The sequence below is a fragment of the Colwellia psychrerythraea genome, from assembly GCF_000764225.1.
Lineage (GTDB): Bacteria > Pseudomonadota > Gammaproteobacteria > Enterobacterales > Alteromonadaceae > Colwellia > Colwellia psychrerythraea_D.
The window spans coordinates 85,081-102,112 of the sequence record NZ_JQED01000037.1 but is presented as its reverse complement, the minus strand read 5'-3'; the positions used below and the strand labels follow the sequence as shown (position 1 = coordinate 102,112).

Annotated in this window: 12 protein-coding genes; 4 read left to right on the top strand and 8 right to left on the bottom strand. The window is 37.6% G+C overall.

All coding sequences use genetic code 11. The annotated features are described in order from the left end of the window. Positions 1-62 precede the first annotated feature (62 nt). From edd to zwf, 3 genes are all read right to left on the bottom strand, one after another. Positions 63-1,877, bottom strand: coding sequence for a phosphogluconate dehydratase (edd, locus tag ND2E_RS08025; RefSeq protein ID WP_033094446.1), 1,815 nt, complete (start codon positions 1,875-1,877; stop codon positions 63-65). Positions 1,878-1,938: 61 nt separating this feature from the next. Beyond that, complete coding sequence (gene pgl / locus ND2E_RS08030) at positions 1,939-2,634, bottom strand: 6-phosphogluconolactonase (protein WP_033094445.1); 696 nt, start codon at positions 2,632-2,634, stop codon at positions 1,939-1,941. A 2-nt stretch (positions 2,635-2,636) separates the two neighbouring features. Further along, on the bottom strand, positions 2,637-4,106 hold the full coding sequence (zwf, locus tag ND2E_RS08035) for a glucose-6-phosphate dehydrogenase (protein ID WP_033094444.1): 1,470 nt from the start codon (positions 4,104-4,106) through the stop codon (positions 2,637-2,639). Between the two features lie 453 nt (positions 4,107-4,559). Between zwf and ND2E_RS08040 the strand changes: the two genes are divergently transcribed. Next, entirely contained in the window at positions 4,560-5,408 is an 849-nt protein-coding gene (locus ND2E_RS08040; RefSeq protein WP_033094443.1) for a MurR/RpiR family transcriptional regulator, read from the top strand. A gap of 84 nt (positions 5,409-5,492) precedes the next feature. Further along, positions 5,493-6,944, top strand: coding sequence for a pyruvate kinase (gene pyk, locus ND2E_RS08045; RefSeq protein ID WP_033094442.1), 1,452 nt, complete (start codon positions 5,493-5,495; stop codon positions 6,942-6,944). A 113-nt stretch (positions 6,945-7,057) separates the two neighbouring features. Here the strand turns inward: pyk and ND2E_RS08050 are convergent, their stop codons facing one another. The 3 genes from ND2E_RS08050 to ND2E_RS08060 all read right to left on the bottom strand — a co-directional run bounded on the left by ND2E_RS08050 (position 7,058) and on the right by ND2E_RS08060 (position 9,517). Next, a complete protein-coding gene (locus ND2E_RS08050; RefSeq protein WP_033094441.1) occupies positions 7,058-7,900 on the bottom strand; it encodes a LytR/AlgR family response regulator transcription factor in 843 nt (280 codons plus the stop codon). Between the two features lie 75 nt (positions 7,901-7,975). Next, positions 7,976-9,040: a sensor histidine kinase gene (locus ND2E_RS08055; RefSeq protein WP_033094440.1), complete on the bottom strand. Its 1,065-nt coding sequence runs from the start codon at positions 9,038-9,040 to the stop codon at positions 7,976-7,978. Between the two features lie 126 nt (positions 9,041-9,166). Beyond that, positions 9,167-9,517, bottom strand: coding sequence for an HIT domain-containing protein (locus ND2E_RS08060; RefSeq protein WP_033094439.1), 351 nt, complete (start codon positions 9,515-9,517; stop codon positions 9,167-9,169). 177 nt (positions 9,518-9,694) lie between these two features. Between ND2E_RS08060 and ND2E_RS08065 the strand changes: the two genes are divergently transcribed. Next, positions 9,695-10,762 (top strand): M14 family metallopeptidase, encoded by a 1,068-nt coding sequence (locus ND2E_RS08065; protein WP_033094438.1) that lies wholly within the window; start codon positions 9,695-9,697, stop codon positions 10,760-10,762. A gap of 195 nt (positions 10,763-10,957) precedes the next feature. Here the strand turns inward: ND2E_RS08065 and ND2E_RS08070 are convergent, their stop codons facing one another. Continuing rightward, positions 10,958-12,139, bottom strand: coding sequence for a cystathionine beta-lyase (locus ND2E_RS08070; RefSeq protein WP_150113763.1), 1,182 nt, complete (start codon positions 12,137-12,139; stop codon positions 10,958-10,960). A 174-nt stretch (positions 12,140-12,313) separates the two neighbouring features. Continuing rightward, positions 12,314-14,770 carry a DNA polymerase II gene (locus ND2E_RS08075; protein ID WP_033094436.1) on the bottom strand — a complete coding sequence of 819 codons (2,457 nt, stop codon included), beginning with the start codon at positions 14,768-14,770 and terminating at the stop codon, positions 12,314-12,316. A gap of 90 nt (positions 14,771-14,860) precedes the next feature. Here ND2E_RS08075 and dinG point away from each other — a divergent pair, with 90 nt between their 5' ends. Beyond that, on the top strand, positions 14,861-16,999 hold the full coding sequence (gene dinG, locus ND2E_RS08080; protein WP_033094435.1) for an ATP-dependent DNA helicase DinG: 2,139 nt from the start codon (positions 14,861-14,863) through the stop codon (positions 16,997-16,999). Positions 17,000-17,032 lie beyond the last annotated feature (33 nt).

The window sequence follows — 17,032 nt, the reverse complement described above, 5'->3', positions numbered from 1 at the left end:
CTCTTATTAATTTCTACTGAGGAGTCAAACTCAACTCCTCAAACGTTAGCTGTTCTTATTGGTTATGAATCGAATAACGAGCATGCACCTGTCTCGGCAGAACTCAAGTTACGGCGCATAAAGCCAAATAGTTCTCGCCCCATACCTTGATGATGGCCAATGACTTTAAATTGGGCTATGTCACGTGATGCTAATTCTGCTTCATCAACTAATAAGGTAAGTTCTCCAGTTTCACCATTGAGGTTTATCATATCGCCGGTATTAACTTTAGCAATTAAACCGCCATCAACTGCTTCAGGACATAAATGGATGGCAGCAGGTACTTTACCGGATGCGCCAGACATGCGTCCGTCCGTCACTAACGCTACTTTGTAACCCTTATCTTGTAATACACCAAGTAATGGCGTCAATTTATGCAGTTCAGGCATACCACGTGCTTTTGGACCTTGAAAACGAACCACTGCAACAAAGTCTTTTTCTAGTTCACCTGCATCAAATGCAGTCTGTAGTTCATGTTGGTCTTCAAAAACAATCGCCGGGGCTTTAATTATCAAGCTACTTTCTTTAAGTGACGACGTTTTAATAACAGAAACACCTAAATTACCTTTCATAACACGTAAACCACCATGAGAACTAAATGGTTTAGCAACCGTTGCAATAACGGCATCGTCAAGTGATTTTTCAACGCAATCAACCCACTTAAGCTCACCATTGTCTAAAATTGGCTTTTTAGTATATCGAGATAAGCCACGACCACAGATCGTTTCGACATCTTCAAACACTAAGCCACCTTCAATAAGCTCTTGGAATAATAACGCCATACCACCCGCTTCTTGGAATTGGTTTATATCTGCGTGACCGTTAGGGTATATACGTGTTAATAGTGGCACAGCTTCAGAAAGATCATTAAAGTCTTGGAAGTTAATAATGATGCCTGCCGCTTTTGCAAAAGCAATGATGTGCATGGTTAGATTCGTTGAACCACCCGTTGCTAATAATGCAACAATAGCGTTAACAACCGAGCGCTCATCTACCATTTTTCCAATCGGCATATAATTACCTGATTGCTGTGTTAAACGCGTCGCTTGACGAGCTGCAGCTTTGGTTAATTCTTCACGTAATTGTGTATTCGGCGCCACAAAAGACGCACCAGGTAAATGCAAGCCCATCACTTCGACTACAAGCTGGTTGGAGTTGGCCGTACCGAAGAAAGTACAAGTCCCCGCAGAGTGATATGACGCTGATTCAGCCTCAAGTAAAGCTGCTTCGTCTACTTCACCTTTAGCATGCTGCTGACGAACTCGTGCTTTTTCTTTGTTTGGCAGTCCAGAAGGCATTGGGCCTGCAGGTACAAATACCGTTGGTAAATGCCCAAACGTCATACTAGCGATCAATAATCCCGGTACAATTTTATCACAGATACCTAGCATTAACGCGCCGTCAAACATGTTGTGAGATAAACCTACAGCGGTTGACATCGCAATGACATCACGGCTCATCAAGCTTAAGTCCATGCCGGGTTGGCCTTGGGTAACGCCATCACACATAGCAGGAACGCCTGCAGCAAATTGCGCAACACCACCAGCATCTTTCACTGCAGCTTTAATAATGTCTGGATATGTCTGGTATGGCTGATGAGCGCTAAGCATATCGTTGTAAGCTGAAACAATAGCAATATCTGAATGGTTTATGCCACGTAATGATGATTTGTCATCTTTCCCGCAGGCCGCAAATCCGTGTGCTAAATTGCCACAGGATAAACTTGCTCGATGTACTGTGTTTGATTTTGCCGCATCAATTTTAGCTAAATATTCAGCTCGAGTTTTAGCACTACGCTTAATGATTTTGTCGGTAATATCTACTATTTGCTGTTTCATTTACTCTCTCAACTTATATACTTTTATGTTGTCTAATACTTAATCTTATTCAACAAGTGAGTTATGGTGCCCAAAAAATTTGAGTGTTTAAGCTAGGGTGTTGTAAAAATGCTCTGATAGGCATTTCAAACGGATCATCACCCAGTAGGGCTTTTGTTAATACTGTCTTCTTCGCTTCACCACAAGAGTGAAGAAAGATGTTTTTGCTGGTGATTAAACTAGCATAAGTAAAACTGATCCGTTGGTGCGGTGCCGTCTTAGGTTGAACCTTTAACAATACAGCATCATTAGTTTCATCCAGAGCAACATTGATTTCGGCACTGCATGGGAATAGAGAAGCTGTGTGACCGTCTTCTCCCATGCCTAAAATCAAAACATCCAGGGGTAGTAATGTTTTTCTTGCTGCCACATTTAAATCAGCAAGAGTTTCATCGGTTAATTCATCACCCTGCTTGAGGTGAAAAAACTTGGCTGTATTTGCCTTATTTTGCAGTAAGTTCTCATATACTAATCGGGTGTTACTTGCTTCACTATCAATTGGAACCCAACGCTCATCAGCCAAGGTAATTGTTACCTTTGACCAATCAATATCACTTTGTGATAACAGGTTAAAAAAACCTTTTGGTGTAGAGCCACCAGAGACGGCAATACTTGCTTTGCCAGTATCCTTAATTGCCTTAGCTAAAATATGACTTACCGTTTCAGCTAACGCATTATCTAATTCATTACGTGCTTTAAATTCTATTGTTTTGTACATAGTTATTCCACCCACTGACGATCATCACGCGCAATTAACGATATTGAAGAAACTGGTCCCCATGAACCCGCGGCATAAGGCTTAGGTACTTCATTAGTAGTATTCCACGCTTCAATAATGCTATCTGCCCAAACCCAAGCCGCTTCTACTTCATCACGACTAACAAACAGTGATTGATTGCCATTGAGCACTTCTAACATTAAACGCTCATAAGCATCAACAACACGTTCATCGTGATAAGTATCAGAAAAACTTAAATCTAATTTGTTTTCTTGAATACGCATTTGACTTGCTATGCCTGGGATTTTATTCATCATTTGTAACTCAACCCCTTCATCGGGTTGCAAACGAATAGTTAATTTATTTGCTGGTAAATCACTATAACTATCCTTAAAGATGTTATGTGGTTGCTGTTTAAAGTGCACGACTATTTCACTATGTTTCTTAGGCATACGCTTACCTGTTCTTAGGTAAAAAGGTACCCCCTTCCAGCGCCAGTTATCTATCTCTGCTTTTATCGCGACGAATGTTTCAGTATTACTATTAGCATTCGCCCCTTCTTCATTTAAATAACCTGGAACAGAAATACCATTTAAGAAACCATCGCCATATTGCCCTCTTACTACTTTATCTTTGATATTTTCGCGATTGATAGCTTTGAGTGCTTTAACAACTTTTAGCTTTTCTGCACGTACACTATCAGCGCTTAAATCAGCTGGTGGCTCCATGGCTAACAGAGATAAAATCTGTAATAGGTGGTTTTGAACCATATCGCGCAATTGTCCAGCTTCATCATAAAACCCCCAACGTCCTTCTATTCCGACACTTTCCGCTACAGTAATTTGCACGTGATCAATGCTATTTCGATCCCAGTTATTAGTAAAAAGTGAGTTAGCAAAACGTAGTACCAATAGGTTTAATACTGTTTCTTTACCCAAGTAGTGATCGATACGGTACGTTTGATTCTCATTGAAGTATTCTGAAACTTGATTATTTATTGCTATTGAAGATTCTAGGGAATGACCAATGGGTTTTTCCATGACAACACGATCAACATCAGTAATTAAACTAGCGTGGTGTAACCCCTTGCAGATATCGCCATAGATAGCAGGCGGGGTTGAAAAGTAATAAACGCGAGTCTCGTTGCCACCCGCGATTGCGTCACTTAATTTACTAAATGAACTGCTATCTTTAAACTCCAGTGACTGATAAACCAAACGGTTGGTAAATCGTGTCAGTACCGTTTCATCAATCGTTTCTTTAACATACTTATTTAAGCTGTCTACAACAACGTTTCTAAACTCTTCTAGTGTGTGGTCTTGTCTTGCTGCGCCGACAATTCGACTATCTTTATTAATTAAACCACAGACTTCTAATTGATATAATGCAGGCAGTAGCTTACGACAAGATAAGTCACCCATAGCACCAAAAATAACAATTTCACTAGCTGATTGACAATCTAAATTACTCATAGAATTTCTCTTATATAAATTTATTGCTTTAATGTTACTTATTACTTTACTCATCAGTCAAAGCACATGAGATAACGGTAAAAATTAATTGTAACTAAACTACATATAGCCCTAATTTAGCGCTTGTTTAGTTGACAGTAAAGAACTTTTTTGTAATTTTACTACATAAATTAAAATTATATCTATTTCTTAGTCTTTAGGTTAATTATAGCAAACAACAGCTTCAAATCACCTAACACCCTTGTAACACAGTATTATTTAAGCAGAAGAAACATGGTATTTTGCCGCTATTTACTATGAAAAATTTTATTTTATGAAATAAAATTTCATTTTTTCTGTTCCTTAGGCAGAAAATAAATTACAGTATAGACAAATTAGCCTATTGTTTTACACGAGCTCTCAATGAAGTATCGTTTAAAATTGTAGATAAAGAAGAGCTAGGATCAGACCATAATGAATATATTAGAAAAGATCACTAACGAACTAGACATGCTCAGTAAATCTGAGCGCAAAGTAGCAGAAGTTATTTTAGCGTCACCCAATACAGTTATTCACTCAAGTATTGCAGCACTTGCCAAGCAAGCTAATATTAGTGAACCAACCGTTAACCGTTTTTGTCGTCGCTTGGACACAAAGGGATATCCTGACTTTAAATTACATTTAGCTCAAAGCCTTGCCAATGGCACGCCTTATGTAAACCGTCATGTAGACGAAAATGATTCAGCAGATGAATATACTTCCAAGATTTTTGAATCTTCCATGGCCAGTCTTGAATTAGCGCGTAAAAGTTTAGATGCTAATGATATCAACCGCTGTGTCGATGTATTAACGCAAGCCAATAAAATTTCGTTTTTTGGTTTAGGTGCCTCTGCGATTGTCGCTCATGATGCACAAAATAAGTTTTTTCGCTTTAATGTCCCTGTTGTTTATTTCGATGACATATTAATGCAACGTATGAGTGCTATAAATAGTCGTCAAGGCGATGTCGTGGTAGTTATTTCGCATACTGGACGCACTAAGTCACTTGTTGAAGTTGCTAGTTTAGCGAAAGAAAATGATGCGACAGTCATTGGTATTACTACAACAGGTACGCCACTGGCTAAAGAATGTAGCATAGTCTTGTCGGTAGATGTCAGTGAAGATACTGATCTTTATATGCCAATGTCATCACGTATAGCGCAGTTAGCCTTAATCGACGTTTTAGCCACAGGCTTTACTTTACGACGAGGTAGCAAATTTAGAGATAACCTGAAAAAAGTAAAAGATAGTTTGCGAAGTTCACGCTTCGAAAGAAAAGACTAGCAAGCAATCACTCATGTTTGAAACTGTATTTCAACCATCATTCACACAATAGATAAACGTAATTTAAAATATAAGAGGATTAAAATGCCTAGAAGAACAAAAATTGTTGCTACCTTAGGTCCTGCAACCGACGATCGAGAAATTTTAAAAAGTGTATTAACTGCGGGTGTAAATGTAGTCAGACTCAATTTCTCTCATGGTATTCCACAAGACCATATAGATAGAGCTAATAACGTTAGAGCTATTGCAAAAGAGCTTGGTGTTTATGTTGGTATTTTAGGTGACTTACAAGGACCAAAAATTCGAGTTTCTACTTTTAAAAATGGCCCTATTAAATTAGCAATTGGTGATAAATTTGAATTAGATGCCACCTTAGAAAAAGGCGAAGGTTGCCAAGAAAAAGTGGGGATTGATTATAAAAAATTGGTACAAGATGTTACTACTGGCGATATATTATTACTTGATGATGGCCGTGTACAATTAAAAGTATTATCTACCTCTGATAAATCTGTATTTACTGAAGTTACTGTTGGTGGTCCATTATCAAATAATAAAGGCATAAACCGTCAAGGTGGTGGTTTAACTGCACCGGCTCTTACAGCTAAAGATAAAGAAGATATTAAATTAGCCGCAAAAATCAATGTGGATTTTCTTGCCGTTTCTTTTCCTCGTGATGCAGCTGACATGCGTGAAGCGCGTTTACTTGCACAAGAAGCTGGCTGCGATGCTCGTTTGGTCTCTAAAATTGAACGTGCTGAAGCCGTTAATGATGAAGAAATTCTTGATGGCATTATCTTAGCCTCAGATGTTGTGATGGTAGCGCGAGGAGATTTAGGCGTTGAAATTGGCGATGCTGCACTCGTTGGTAAACAAAAACATATTATCAATCGCTCTCGTCAATTAAATCGTGTTGTTATTACAGCTACTCAAATGATGGAAACCATGATTGAGCAGCCTATGCCAACACGTGCTGAAGTGATGGACGTAGCAAATGCGGTATTAGATGGTACTGATGCAGTCATGTTATCAGCTGAAACGGCTGCAGGTAAATATCCTATTGAAACGGTAACCGCAATGGCTAATGTTTGTGTTGGCGCAGAGCAACATCGTTCGGTCAACATTTCAAACCATAGAATGGAGCTTACTTTTAGTGAAGTGTCAGAAACCATTGCCCTTTCAGCTATGTACGCTGCCAATCACTTAGCGGGTGTTAAAGCGATTATTTCTTTAACCGAATCAGGTCAAACAAGTAAGTTAATGTCACGTATTACCTCTGGTTTACCTATATTTTCATTATCTCGTCATGCAAAAACATTGAATAAGACGGCAATATATCGTGGTGTTTATCCGATTGAATTTGATTCAACTTACGTAACTAATGACCATTTATCTGATGAAATGCTCAAAGTAGTTAGTAATAAAATTGACTTAACTGTGGGCGATAAACTTATTTTAACCCATGGTGATATGATGGAAACCGTTGGTGCTTCAAATACTTTGAAGATTTTAACGGTAAGTAAAAAGCATCTTAAGTAACCTTAGGGTTCTTATAAAAATAGCACTGTTTTTAAGATTAAAAAGGCCATATGTTTTCAACATATGGCCTTTGTTATTTTCCGTTTTAATTTTGCTAACCCAAAGTCAGTTTATTAGTTATTAACGGCTTGTTTTACCTTATCTTTATAACTGCGACTCACTTTTAGCTCTTTACCATTTTTCAATACTAAAAAGTATTCACCATTTACTTGGCTACAAAATTTATCAATAATTTTTTTGTTAACTATGGTTGATCTATGGTTGCGAATAAATTGTTTTGGGTCTAAGCAGGCCTCTAATTCTTTCATAGTTTTTCTAAGTATATAGGTATTTTCTTGCTTAGAATTTTGCTTATCTTCCAAGGTATGTACACACATATAATCACCTGCGGCATCAATCCAAAGTATATCTTTTACCGGAACACGATTCACTTCGCCAGCATCTTTAATGACTAATACATCAGAATAACTAGATATTGTCAGTTCTTGATCATTATCCAATTCAGTCAATATCTGCTGATAATCATTACCAGTTACATCACTGACTAAACGAACTAACTTAGACTTGTGGGCAGTATCAGCACTACTTTTAAAGTAGTGATGTATTTTATCAATAGTTTGCTCCAGCCTTTCTTCATCAGCTGGTTTTAATAAATAATCTAGTGCGTGTACTTCAAAGGCTTTTAACGCATATTGATCAAAAGCAGTCACAAAAACGACTACAGGCATTGCTAAGCTCTGCTCGATTATACTTTCTAATACCTGAAATCCATTAAGACCAGGCATTTGTATATCAAGGAACATTAGGTCAACTTGATAAGCACGTATCGCTTCAAGTGCCTCCCTCCCATTACTACACTGTTCAATAACGTTGATATCATCATGTGCTGCTAAACGTATTGCTAAACCTTTACGTGCCAACGGTTCATCATCAACAATTATGGTTGATAGTGACATAAAAAATCCCTAATTATATGGTTCTCATGGATGTTACGGTATGCTCAAGTCAGGCAACACAATGTCTATTTAACGTTATTTTAGTTGAAATGGCATACGCAAATTTACTTTAACACCTGATGGCTGGTTATGGGAAACAACTAACGAAAATTTTTCATTATACAAGGCTTGTAAACGTTCACGGGTATTGGCAAGACCGACACCACTTTCGCGATGCAAGTTTCCATCAATAATATCGGCTCCTGGACCATTATCTGCAACTTCTATCAATAAATCATCTGCAAATCGATTCACCGCAATAGTAATACTACCACCATGTTCTTGAACAGCAATTGCGTGTTTTATCGCATTTTCAGCCAATGGTTGTAAAATCATGCTGGGAACAAGCGCTTGCTGACAACTATCATTTATTTGAAAATCAAGTTGTAACCTATCTTCGAAGCGGACTTGTTCTATGGCTAGATACAACTGTAATGCATGCATTTCAGATTCCAATGTTACTTTCTTCATTGGATCTTTATCGAGTGAATAGCGTAAAAACTCACTGAGTTTAGTAACCATGGTATTCGCTGTTTTATTTTCTTCTATCAATATCAGCGTGGAAATGGCATTAAGGGTATTAAACAAAAAATGAGGATTAAGTTGATAGCGCAACATTTTAAGTTGCGCCTGATGAGCAACTGTATTTGCTTTTAAAACATTCTGTTTTGCTACCTGAAGCATTTGATAATATTTACTACCAAAATAGAGCCCACTCCAACTTAGAATAATATAAAAAGACCCCAAAGTTGATTGAGTGTACATATACCAAAATTCTGGCTCATAACCATGTTTATAAATTTCCCAATAGTTGATATTTTTAACTATTTGCCACAATACCCCAGTAAAATATGAAGAAAGAATTACGACTAATGCAATCTTTACCGGGGGAAAGTTCCATGCTTTTCTATATATATAACGTAGTGGTACAGTAAATAACCATCCAGCGTATGCATTTAGAAAGATTATTACCACGAAGATATCTCGTGAGTCATGTTGTAATGAGCCAAGGTAATGCACAAAGGCAAAACCAAACCACCCCGCGGTATGGACTAGCCAAAACAAACGACTTCTATTTTCTAGTAATTCTTTCCAATTCACAAAAATAACCAATTAATTGATGCTATAACGAAGTATGCGCTAAAAATTAAATGATTACATTGTCTTTGACCTTAGTTATCTAGCGACTTATCGCATAATTGTTGCCTAAATCAACTGAGCATTTTGCTATATAGACAACATAGCTCCTAATGGCTGGCCACCTAATAAATGCATATGGATGTGATAAACCTCCTGTCCACCATCATGATTACAATTAATGATTAATCGATAGCCCTTTTCATCAATCCCTTCTTCTTTGGCCAATTTTTTAGCAACCGTAATCATACGACCTAAGGTTATTTCATCGTCACTCGTCACATCATTAATCGTTGCAATGTGTTTATTGGGAACAATAAGTATATGGCTATTAACACGTGGTGCAACATCCCTAAACGCGGTTACTAATTCATCTTGATATAACAATGGTGTGGGGATTTCTTGACGAATTATTTTAGAAAAAATGGTTTCTTCACTCATATTAGTATCTCTATTTAATTTTATTACAAATGTATTGTTAGTTTACCGCCAAATAAATATAAATCATCTCTTTACTACAATTTATTGACCTTAATCAACACGGTAGTTGCTGCAAGTGTGACATCCTTACCATTCAGAATGGAAATGTACATCAATAAAAATTACTTAGGCAGCATCATGGATATAGATTTTAGCGAAATCAATTACTTAAAAGATCCGACATGGCAAGATTTACATGCTGATTATGAACAGTTTCTACTATCAATGACTGGCCCAACGGTCATTGATATATCAGGGAAGGATCACGGAAAATGTCGAGTATTTACTGCGTTACTGCATGGTAACGAACCGTCTGGCATCATTGCTATGCATCGCTACTTAACTGAAATATTACCCGAAGATAAGCCGACAACCAATTTACGGTTTATTATCTGTTCCGTAGAGGCCGCAGCGAGTAAGCCATTATTTAGTCAGCGTTTCATCAGCGGCGGTATCGATATTAATCGCTGTTTTGGTAAAGACTCGTCATTCAAATGCCAAGATGATGAACACAAAGGTTATTACCAAAGAGCTTCATTGATTGAACAAGCGATCAGAGAAGTTGCTCCTGAAATGGTGATTGATCTGCACAACTCCTCAAGCTCTGGCCCTACCTTTGCTATTAGCTCAGTAGTGACCACAGAAACATTATCATTAGCATCACTTTTTTGCCAAACGCTGATTTTATCGGATTTAAGCATGGGTTCGATAATGGAGCAAAACTTTGACTGTCCTTTTATTACAATTGAGTGCGGTGGTTGCAAAGATGAACAAGCGCATGAAATTGCCTTTTCAGGGATTAGTCAGGTTGCTCAATGTGATAGTATAGGCTATATACATCAAGAGAAGCCTGTAGAAGTCATCTATCGTCCTCTTAGGTTGCAATTAAAGAAAGAAGTGAAGTTATCTTATGCCCAGCATGATGAGGGGTATAGCGGAGTAACCCTTAAAGACAATATTGAGTGCTTTAACTTCGGCAGTGCACACCAAGACGACATGATTGGCTGGATTGATGGTAATGGTTTGGATAATCTACAGCTTATTGATAAAAGTGGTAAAAACGTACTCAACGAATACTTTTATGCGCGTGAAAATCAATTGGTATGCCTGCATAATTTACGCTTATTTAAGGCAACAACCAATAAAAACACTGCGATAAATGACTGCTTATTCTATGTGGTAAAACTTTCTTCATCTGATATATAAATTATTAACAATTATTGCTACAGCGGTAATGGCATAAGAAAAGCATAAGTTAGTAACTATTTTTCTTTGAAGATGACATTGACAAATATCACCTAGAGACAGGAGCCCGATAGTAAAAAGTATTAGTAACATAATTGCACATTACTTAGATAGTAATGTGCAATTTAGCTAACATTGAAACCCACCAATAGTACCTTATGAGTTAGCAAGCACTTGATTAAATCGGTCAAACCCTTTTGATAAATCCTCAATTAAATCGTCAACATCTTCTAAACCGATATGAAGTCTTATTAAGGGATACTCACAATCAAATGTTGTCGCACTGCGAATTGCATTTACATTGGTAATACCTAAGATTAAGCTTTCAAAGCCCCCCCATGAATACCCCATTTTAAAATGATGCAAACCATCTAAGAACTCAGTCAATGCTGCTTTATTGCCACAATTAAGTACAAAAGAGAATAAGCCATTAGAGCCTTCAAAATCGCGTTGAAAAAATTCATGCCCAGGACAAGAATCAAACGCTGGATGTAAAATTTTAGCAACTTCTGGACGCTCTTGTAACCATTGCGCTACTTTAATTGCACTTTGTTGGTGTTGTTTTAATCTCACGCCAAGCGTGCGGATACCACGTAGCGCTAGGTATAAATCATCAGGTGAAGTACATTGCCCCATCAAATAACTGTAATCTCTTAATTGGGGCCAATATTTTTCAACAGCGGTCGCGGTACCCAACATAACATCTGAATGACCGACAATATATTTGGTAGCAGCTTGTACACTCACATCAACACCATAGTCGAACGGCTTAAAGTTAATACCAGCTCCCCACGTATTATCTAGCATAACGATACAATCATGTTTGTGGGCAACCGCACTGATTGCAGGAACATCTTGCACCTCCATGGTAATAGACCCCGGTGATTCTAAAAAGATCAGGCGAGTATTATCTTGAATTAGAGATTCAATATCTCCACCCACCATAGGATCATAATAAGTAGTACTAACCCCCATTTTTGCTAATATTTTATCGCAGTAATCACGGGTTGGCTCATAAGCACTATCAACCATTAAAATATGGTCGCCCTGTTTAACAAAAGCTAAAATGGCATTAGTTATCGCAGCAGTACCTGATGGGTATAATGCACAGCCCGCTCCGCCTTCTAACTCTGTCATCGCATCACTAAAAGCAAAAGATGTTGTCGTACCACGACGACCATAGACCATCGTTTGGTTATGTCGATTAGCCACGGCATTATTCATCTCAGCAACGGTATTAAAGACCACGGTAGATGCGCGAGTTACTGAGGGATTAACGACCCCCTGAGTCCATTTTTCACTTCGACCTGCATTGACTATTTTAGTATCTTGTTTCATTTTTATTTCCATTGAAGAGGTTTCGCAATAGTGGCATAAATATTATACCCAATGTGTTATTCAGCTATCTAGCCATCTAAAATTTTATAATGTCTTTATAACCTGAAACAACTCAACTGGCTAGGAATTGTTAGATAAAATTTGAAATTAACGATGTGTAGAAATCAGGGGGATTTAAAAAAGCCCCATTTGATCACCAGCGATTGAATCAAAATCTTTACCAATAAAGGGTAATATATCGTCTGCTATAGGTTTTAGTTGCTTCTCAACATAAAAATCATAATCAAGCTTACTGGTTGTAAATTCTAGTGGTTGTACACCATCGAGTGTCATAACATATCGGATCACACTTCGGTGTTTATATATAGGCTTTTCACCTAACGTTGTTAGAGCTAAATTAGCCAACAAAGCCGCCTTAATATGTGGAGGAGTGTTCACATAATCACTGAGTTTTCGTCTTATTTTCTTTGTATAAATTAGCTTCTCATCATGTAGACCATGTTTTACTTCATCAACTACCTTTTTAATGTAATCTTCGATGGGGTTATCATCGAATATAAGACGATATAATGTTTGTTGAAAGTCTTTACTTAAGTCTGTCCAGTCGCTACGAACTGTTTCTAAGCCCTTAAAAATAAGTTCTCCATTAGCAACACCTGCATAGCGCTTTTTGGTACCGATACTTTTTTGATCTTTAACCGTGTTCACCCCACGAACGGTTGGCATCAAGAATTTAGTAAAATGTGTTTCAAACTCAATATCTAATTGACTTTCAATGTTATAGTCACGCTTTAAGCGGGATTGCCATTGCTCGTTTATATAAACTCTTAGCTCTGACCCTAAGTTCATTGCCTGACTTTTGGACTTATCATTGCCTATTGATACAAAAATAGAATCGGTATCACCATAGATAACTTGATATCCTAGTTTCTCAATCCAATCACTGGTTTTCTTTAAAATTTCATGACTTCTTTTTGTAATCGAACCTGATAATCGGGGATCAAAAAAGCGACAGCCTGTCGAGCCCAACACACCGTAAAAACTACTCATAATTATCTTGATCGCTTGAGATAAAGCAGCATCCTTTTGCAACTTAGCTTTATCTCGTTCTAACCAAAGTGACTTGATAATATCAGGTAAAAAGTGTTTCTTTCGAGAAAAGTAAGCTCCGTCAAAACCACGAATAACATCGTCAAAACAATCATTAATGTATTTATCAGACTGAGTATAAGTTAACTTTTGCTCATTAACGGTTTTGAGTCCTTCAATAAGCCCCATGGGGTCTATTTTAAACGTTCGAATTATACTTGGATACAGTGACTTGAAATCAAGTACCAGCACATTGTTATATAAACCAGGTTTGGAGTCCATAACATAGCCACCGGGTGACACTAAGCCAGACTTACCATCCCCCATGTTGGGTGCAATGTATCCGCTACGGTGTAATTTTGGTAAATAGAGGTTAGTAAAAGCAGCAACTGAACCACCAACTCTATCAATGGATAAACCTGTGAGTTGCGCTCTTAATTTAGCAAAATCAAGTAATCGAGTTTTTTCAAAAATAAGCCAAACTAAACGGCAATCTTCAAGATTATATGCTGCTAACGCAGTTTTATTATGGTTAAAGTTATCTGTTATTTCCTGTACACGATTTTCAACATCAGCCACTTTTTTCCTTACACCAAGCAAGGTATGGGAGACATTATCTAAAGAGAAACTAGAAAAATTATAAGTCGCTGTTTTCAGTAAATCGATACCATCAAGGACGACACGACCTGCTATTTCTATAAAGTTTTGCTCAGTATTATTAGTGTTTTTACGCCAGAAAGGACATGAGCCATCACGCCCTATTGAAAAGGGAATGTTGTGAAGATCACAGCGTTTTTGCAAAAGCATAAAGTCAAAATTGATGACATTCCATCCAATGACGATATCAGTATCGACAAGGTTAACCTCTTTGATAAATTGTACTAACAACTGCTTTTCATCTCTTTGCCAATAAATATAGTTGTCAGCATCTACCTGAGGTTCGCCAATCATTAACACGCGTTTAAATTCATTGCTGTTATTATTTGCATATAAGCCAATAGAGTATAATTCTCCTTGCATAGAGCACTCTATATCGATTGAAAGCATAGTTAAATTATGGGCTTGCTTTACTGCTGTTCCTTTACATTTAGCCTGTTTGGTTAGCTGATAATCACCACACATCTGATGATTTCCGACATAATCAACATCTGCCGTAATGTGACGTTCCATCAAAAAGCGATCGTCGGGGCGAATATCATCTTCATAGCACTTTATATTTTGAGATTTTAACGCATCTCTGGCACAGTAAAAGTTTCTCAAACTTGAAAAATACAAAGCAGCAACCTCACGGTGAGTGAAGGTTTTTAGGGTTAAGGCTTGATGCTTATCAAGTGAAATTTTTTGTTCTCTTAAGATAGATTTAGCCGTATCAAGTTGGGCTAACTCAACAAAAAAAACCGCTAATTCATTACTTATTTCCAGCTTAGCAGCTCCGGAATCTGTTTTTAACCATAGCGTTATTTCTAACCCTGAGCGCCTATCTTGCACTTGTCGAGTCAATAAAAAACCATTCTGAACACCTGCTGTTTTATAATTTTTCATTTTATGAATAAATTTTTCGTCCGACACGACCAAACCTGTTAATATATACAGCAGTGTAACCGATCTCCTGTTTTTTGGAAACTAGCAACAATGTTATCTGATAAGTTAAAACAAGCTATCCGTCAGGCTTACAAAGCCATAGGCGAGAATTTAACGCATTTCAACCCCCGAAAGCAGCAAACATTGCTGATTGCTGAAATTGCAAAAACGTTAGCGGGTGAATACAGCAAAGAGAGAAAAATTATTACCATTGAAGCGGGCACTGGGACTGGTAAATCGCTTGCGTATAGTCTTGGCGCCATTCCTCTTGCGCTTTCACGAGATAAAAAGGTATGCATTTCAACCGCAACTGTCGCACTTCAAGAGCAGTTAGTAGATAAAGATTTACCCTTTCTTAAAAAGTATGCCGGTCTAGATTTTGATTTTACCCTAGCAAAAGGAAGGCAGCGTTATGTTTGTCGTCAAAAATTAACACAAGCCGTTACCACTAGCTCGAGTGATGAGCCAGCACAAGCAGGATTTACTTTTGCCGAAAAGCCCGATGCTAAAGATATTGAAACCCTTAATAAGATGCATAAAGCATTATTAGATGGAAGTTGGTTAGGCGATATTGATTCTTGGGAATCACATTTACCAAATCATATCTGGCACCAAGTGCAAAGTGATAAACATAGCTGTTTAAAGAATTTATCAGAGCATAACCACTGTCCTTTTCATAAAGCACGTGAAACCATGGACCAAGCCCATGTATTAGTGGTAAATCACAGCTTGCTATTAGCCGATTTAGAACTTGGCGGCGGAAAAATACTCTCTCCACCTGAAGACACTTTTTATATTATTGATGAAGCACATCATCTACCTAAAGTAACTCGTGATTTTTCAAGTGCAAGCATTACCTTAAAAGGTTCAATCGAATGGCTAACTAAGCTTAGAGATACTGGCGATAAAATGGCCAAGCTCATCAAGTCAAAAAATGCTATTTCTCCCGCATTAAAACTAGGTGATGATTGCCAAGACTTATTAGTAGAAATGCAAAAAGTTCATGACTTTATTCAAGCCAATGCCTCAGTGTATTTTTTGGAGAGTGATACCCCCCCTCAACGTAATAAGTTTTCTACAAATTCAAAAAATGATGAGCAAATCTATCGATTTGAAAATGGCATCATTCCTCAAACCTTAAGAAACTGGGCTGAAGATTTACAAAACCTGAGTAAAAAATCTTTATCACATTTAAATAAGCTCTATAACGGGCTGATTGAAGCGGTAAAAGATGGCGATACACAAATGTATGTTGCTGAGCCATTACTCGCAGAGGCTGGTTTTATGCTTCAACGTTTAGAGAACCTACAAGCGCTTTGGTTTATGTATGCTAAATCAGACAGTGACAAAGGTGCACCAATGGCGCGATGGTTAGAAAAAATTACTAACAAACGTCAGGATTACTTATTAAGTGCATCACCGATTGAAGTTGGTTTTACCTTAGAAAATATGTTGTGGAGCCAGTGTGAAGGTGCTGTCCTTTGCTCTGCTACATTACGTGCATTAAACTCTTTTGATCACTTTCGCTTTCAAGCCGGATTACAAAAGAATGATGGCAGTCAATATCAACAAGTAGACTCACCTTTTGATTATCAAAACAATTCACAACTTGTTATTGCAAGCATGGACAATGAGGCAAGTGCCCCTGACTTTACTGATGAAATAATTGCCAAATTACCCAAGTACCTTAAACAAGGTAATGCAAGTTTAGTTCTTTTCTCTTCTTATTGGCAAATGAATAAAGTTGCCCAAACATTGAGAGAAGAGCTCAAGCTTGAGATTATGGTTCAGGGTGAATTATCACGTCAACAGATAATTTCCCAGCACAAAAAACGTTGTGACGATAATATTGAAAGTATAATTTTTGGCACGCAGAGTTTTTCAGAGGGACTTGATTTACCAGGCGATTACCTTAATAACTTAATTATTACAAAACTCCCCTTTTCAGTGCCTACTTCCCCTGTTGAACAAGCTCAAGCAGAATATATCACGGCAAAAGGTGGTAATCCCTTTATGACATTATCAGTACCTGATACATCAAAAAAGTTAGTTCAAGCCTGTGGTAGGTTATTACGAAATGAAATGGATGAAGGGGTTATTACTTTATTGGATAAGCGCGTAGTAACAAAGCGTTACGGAAAACAGTTACTCGATTCACTCCCCCCTTTTTGTCGTGTATTCGAAAAATAATGCTATCGATTTACTATTAACTTTCTGACATAA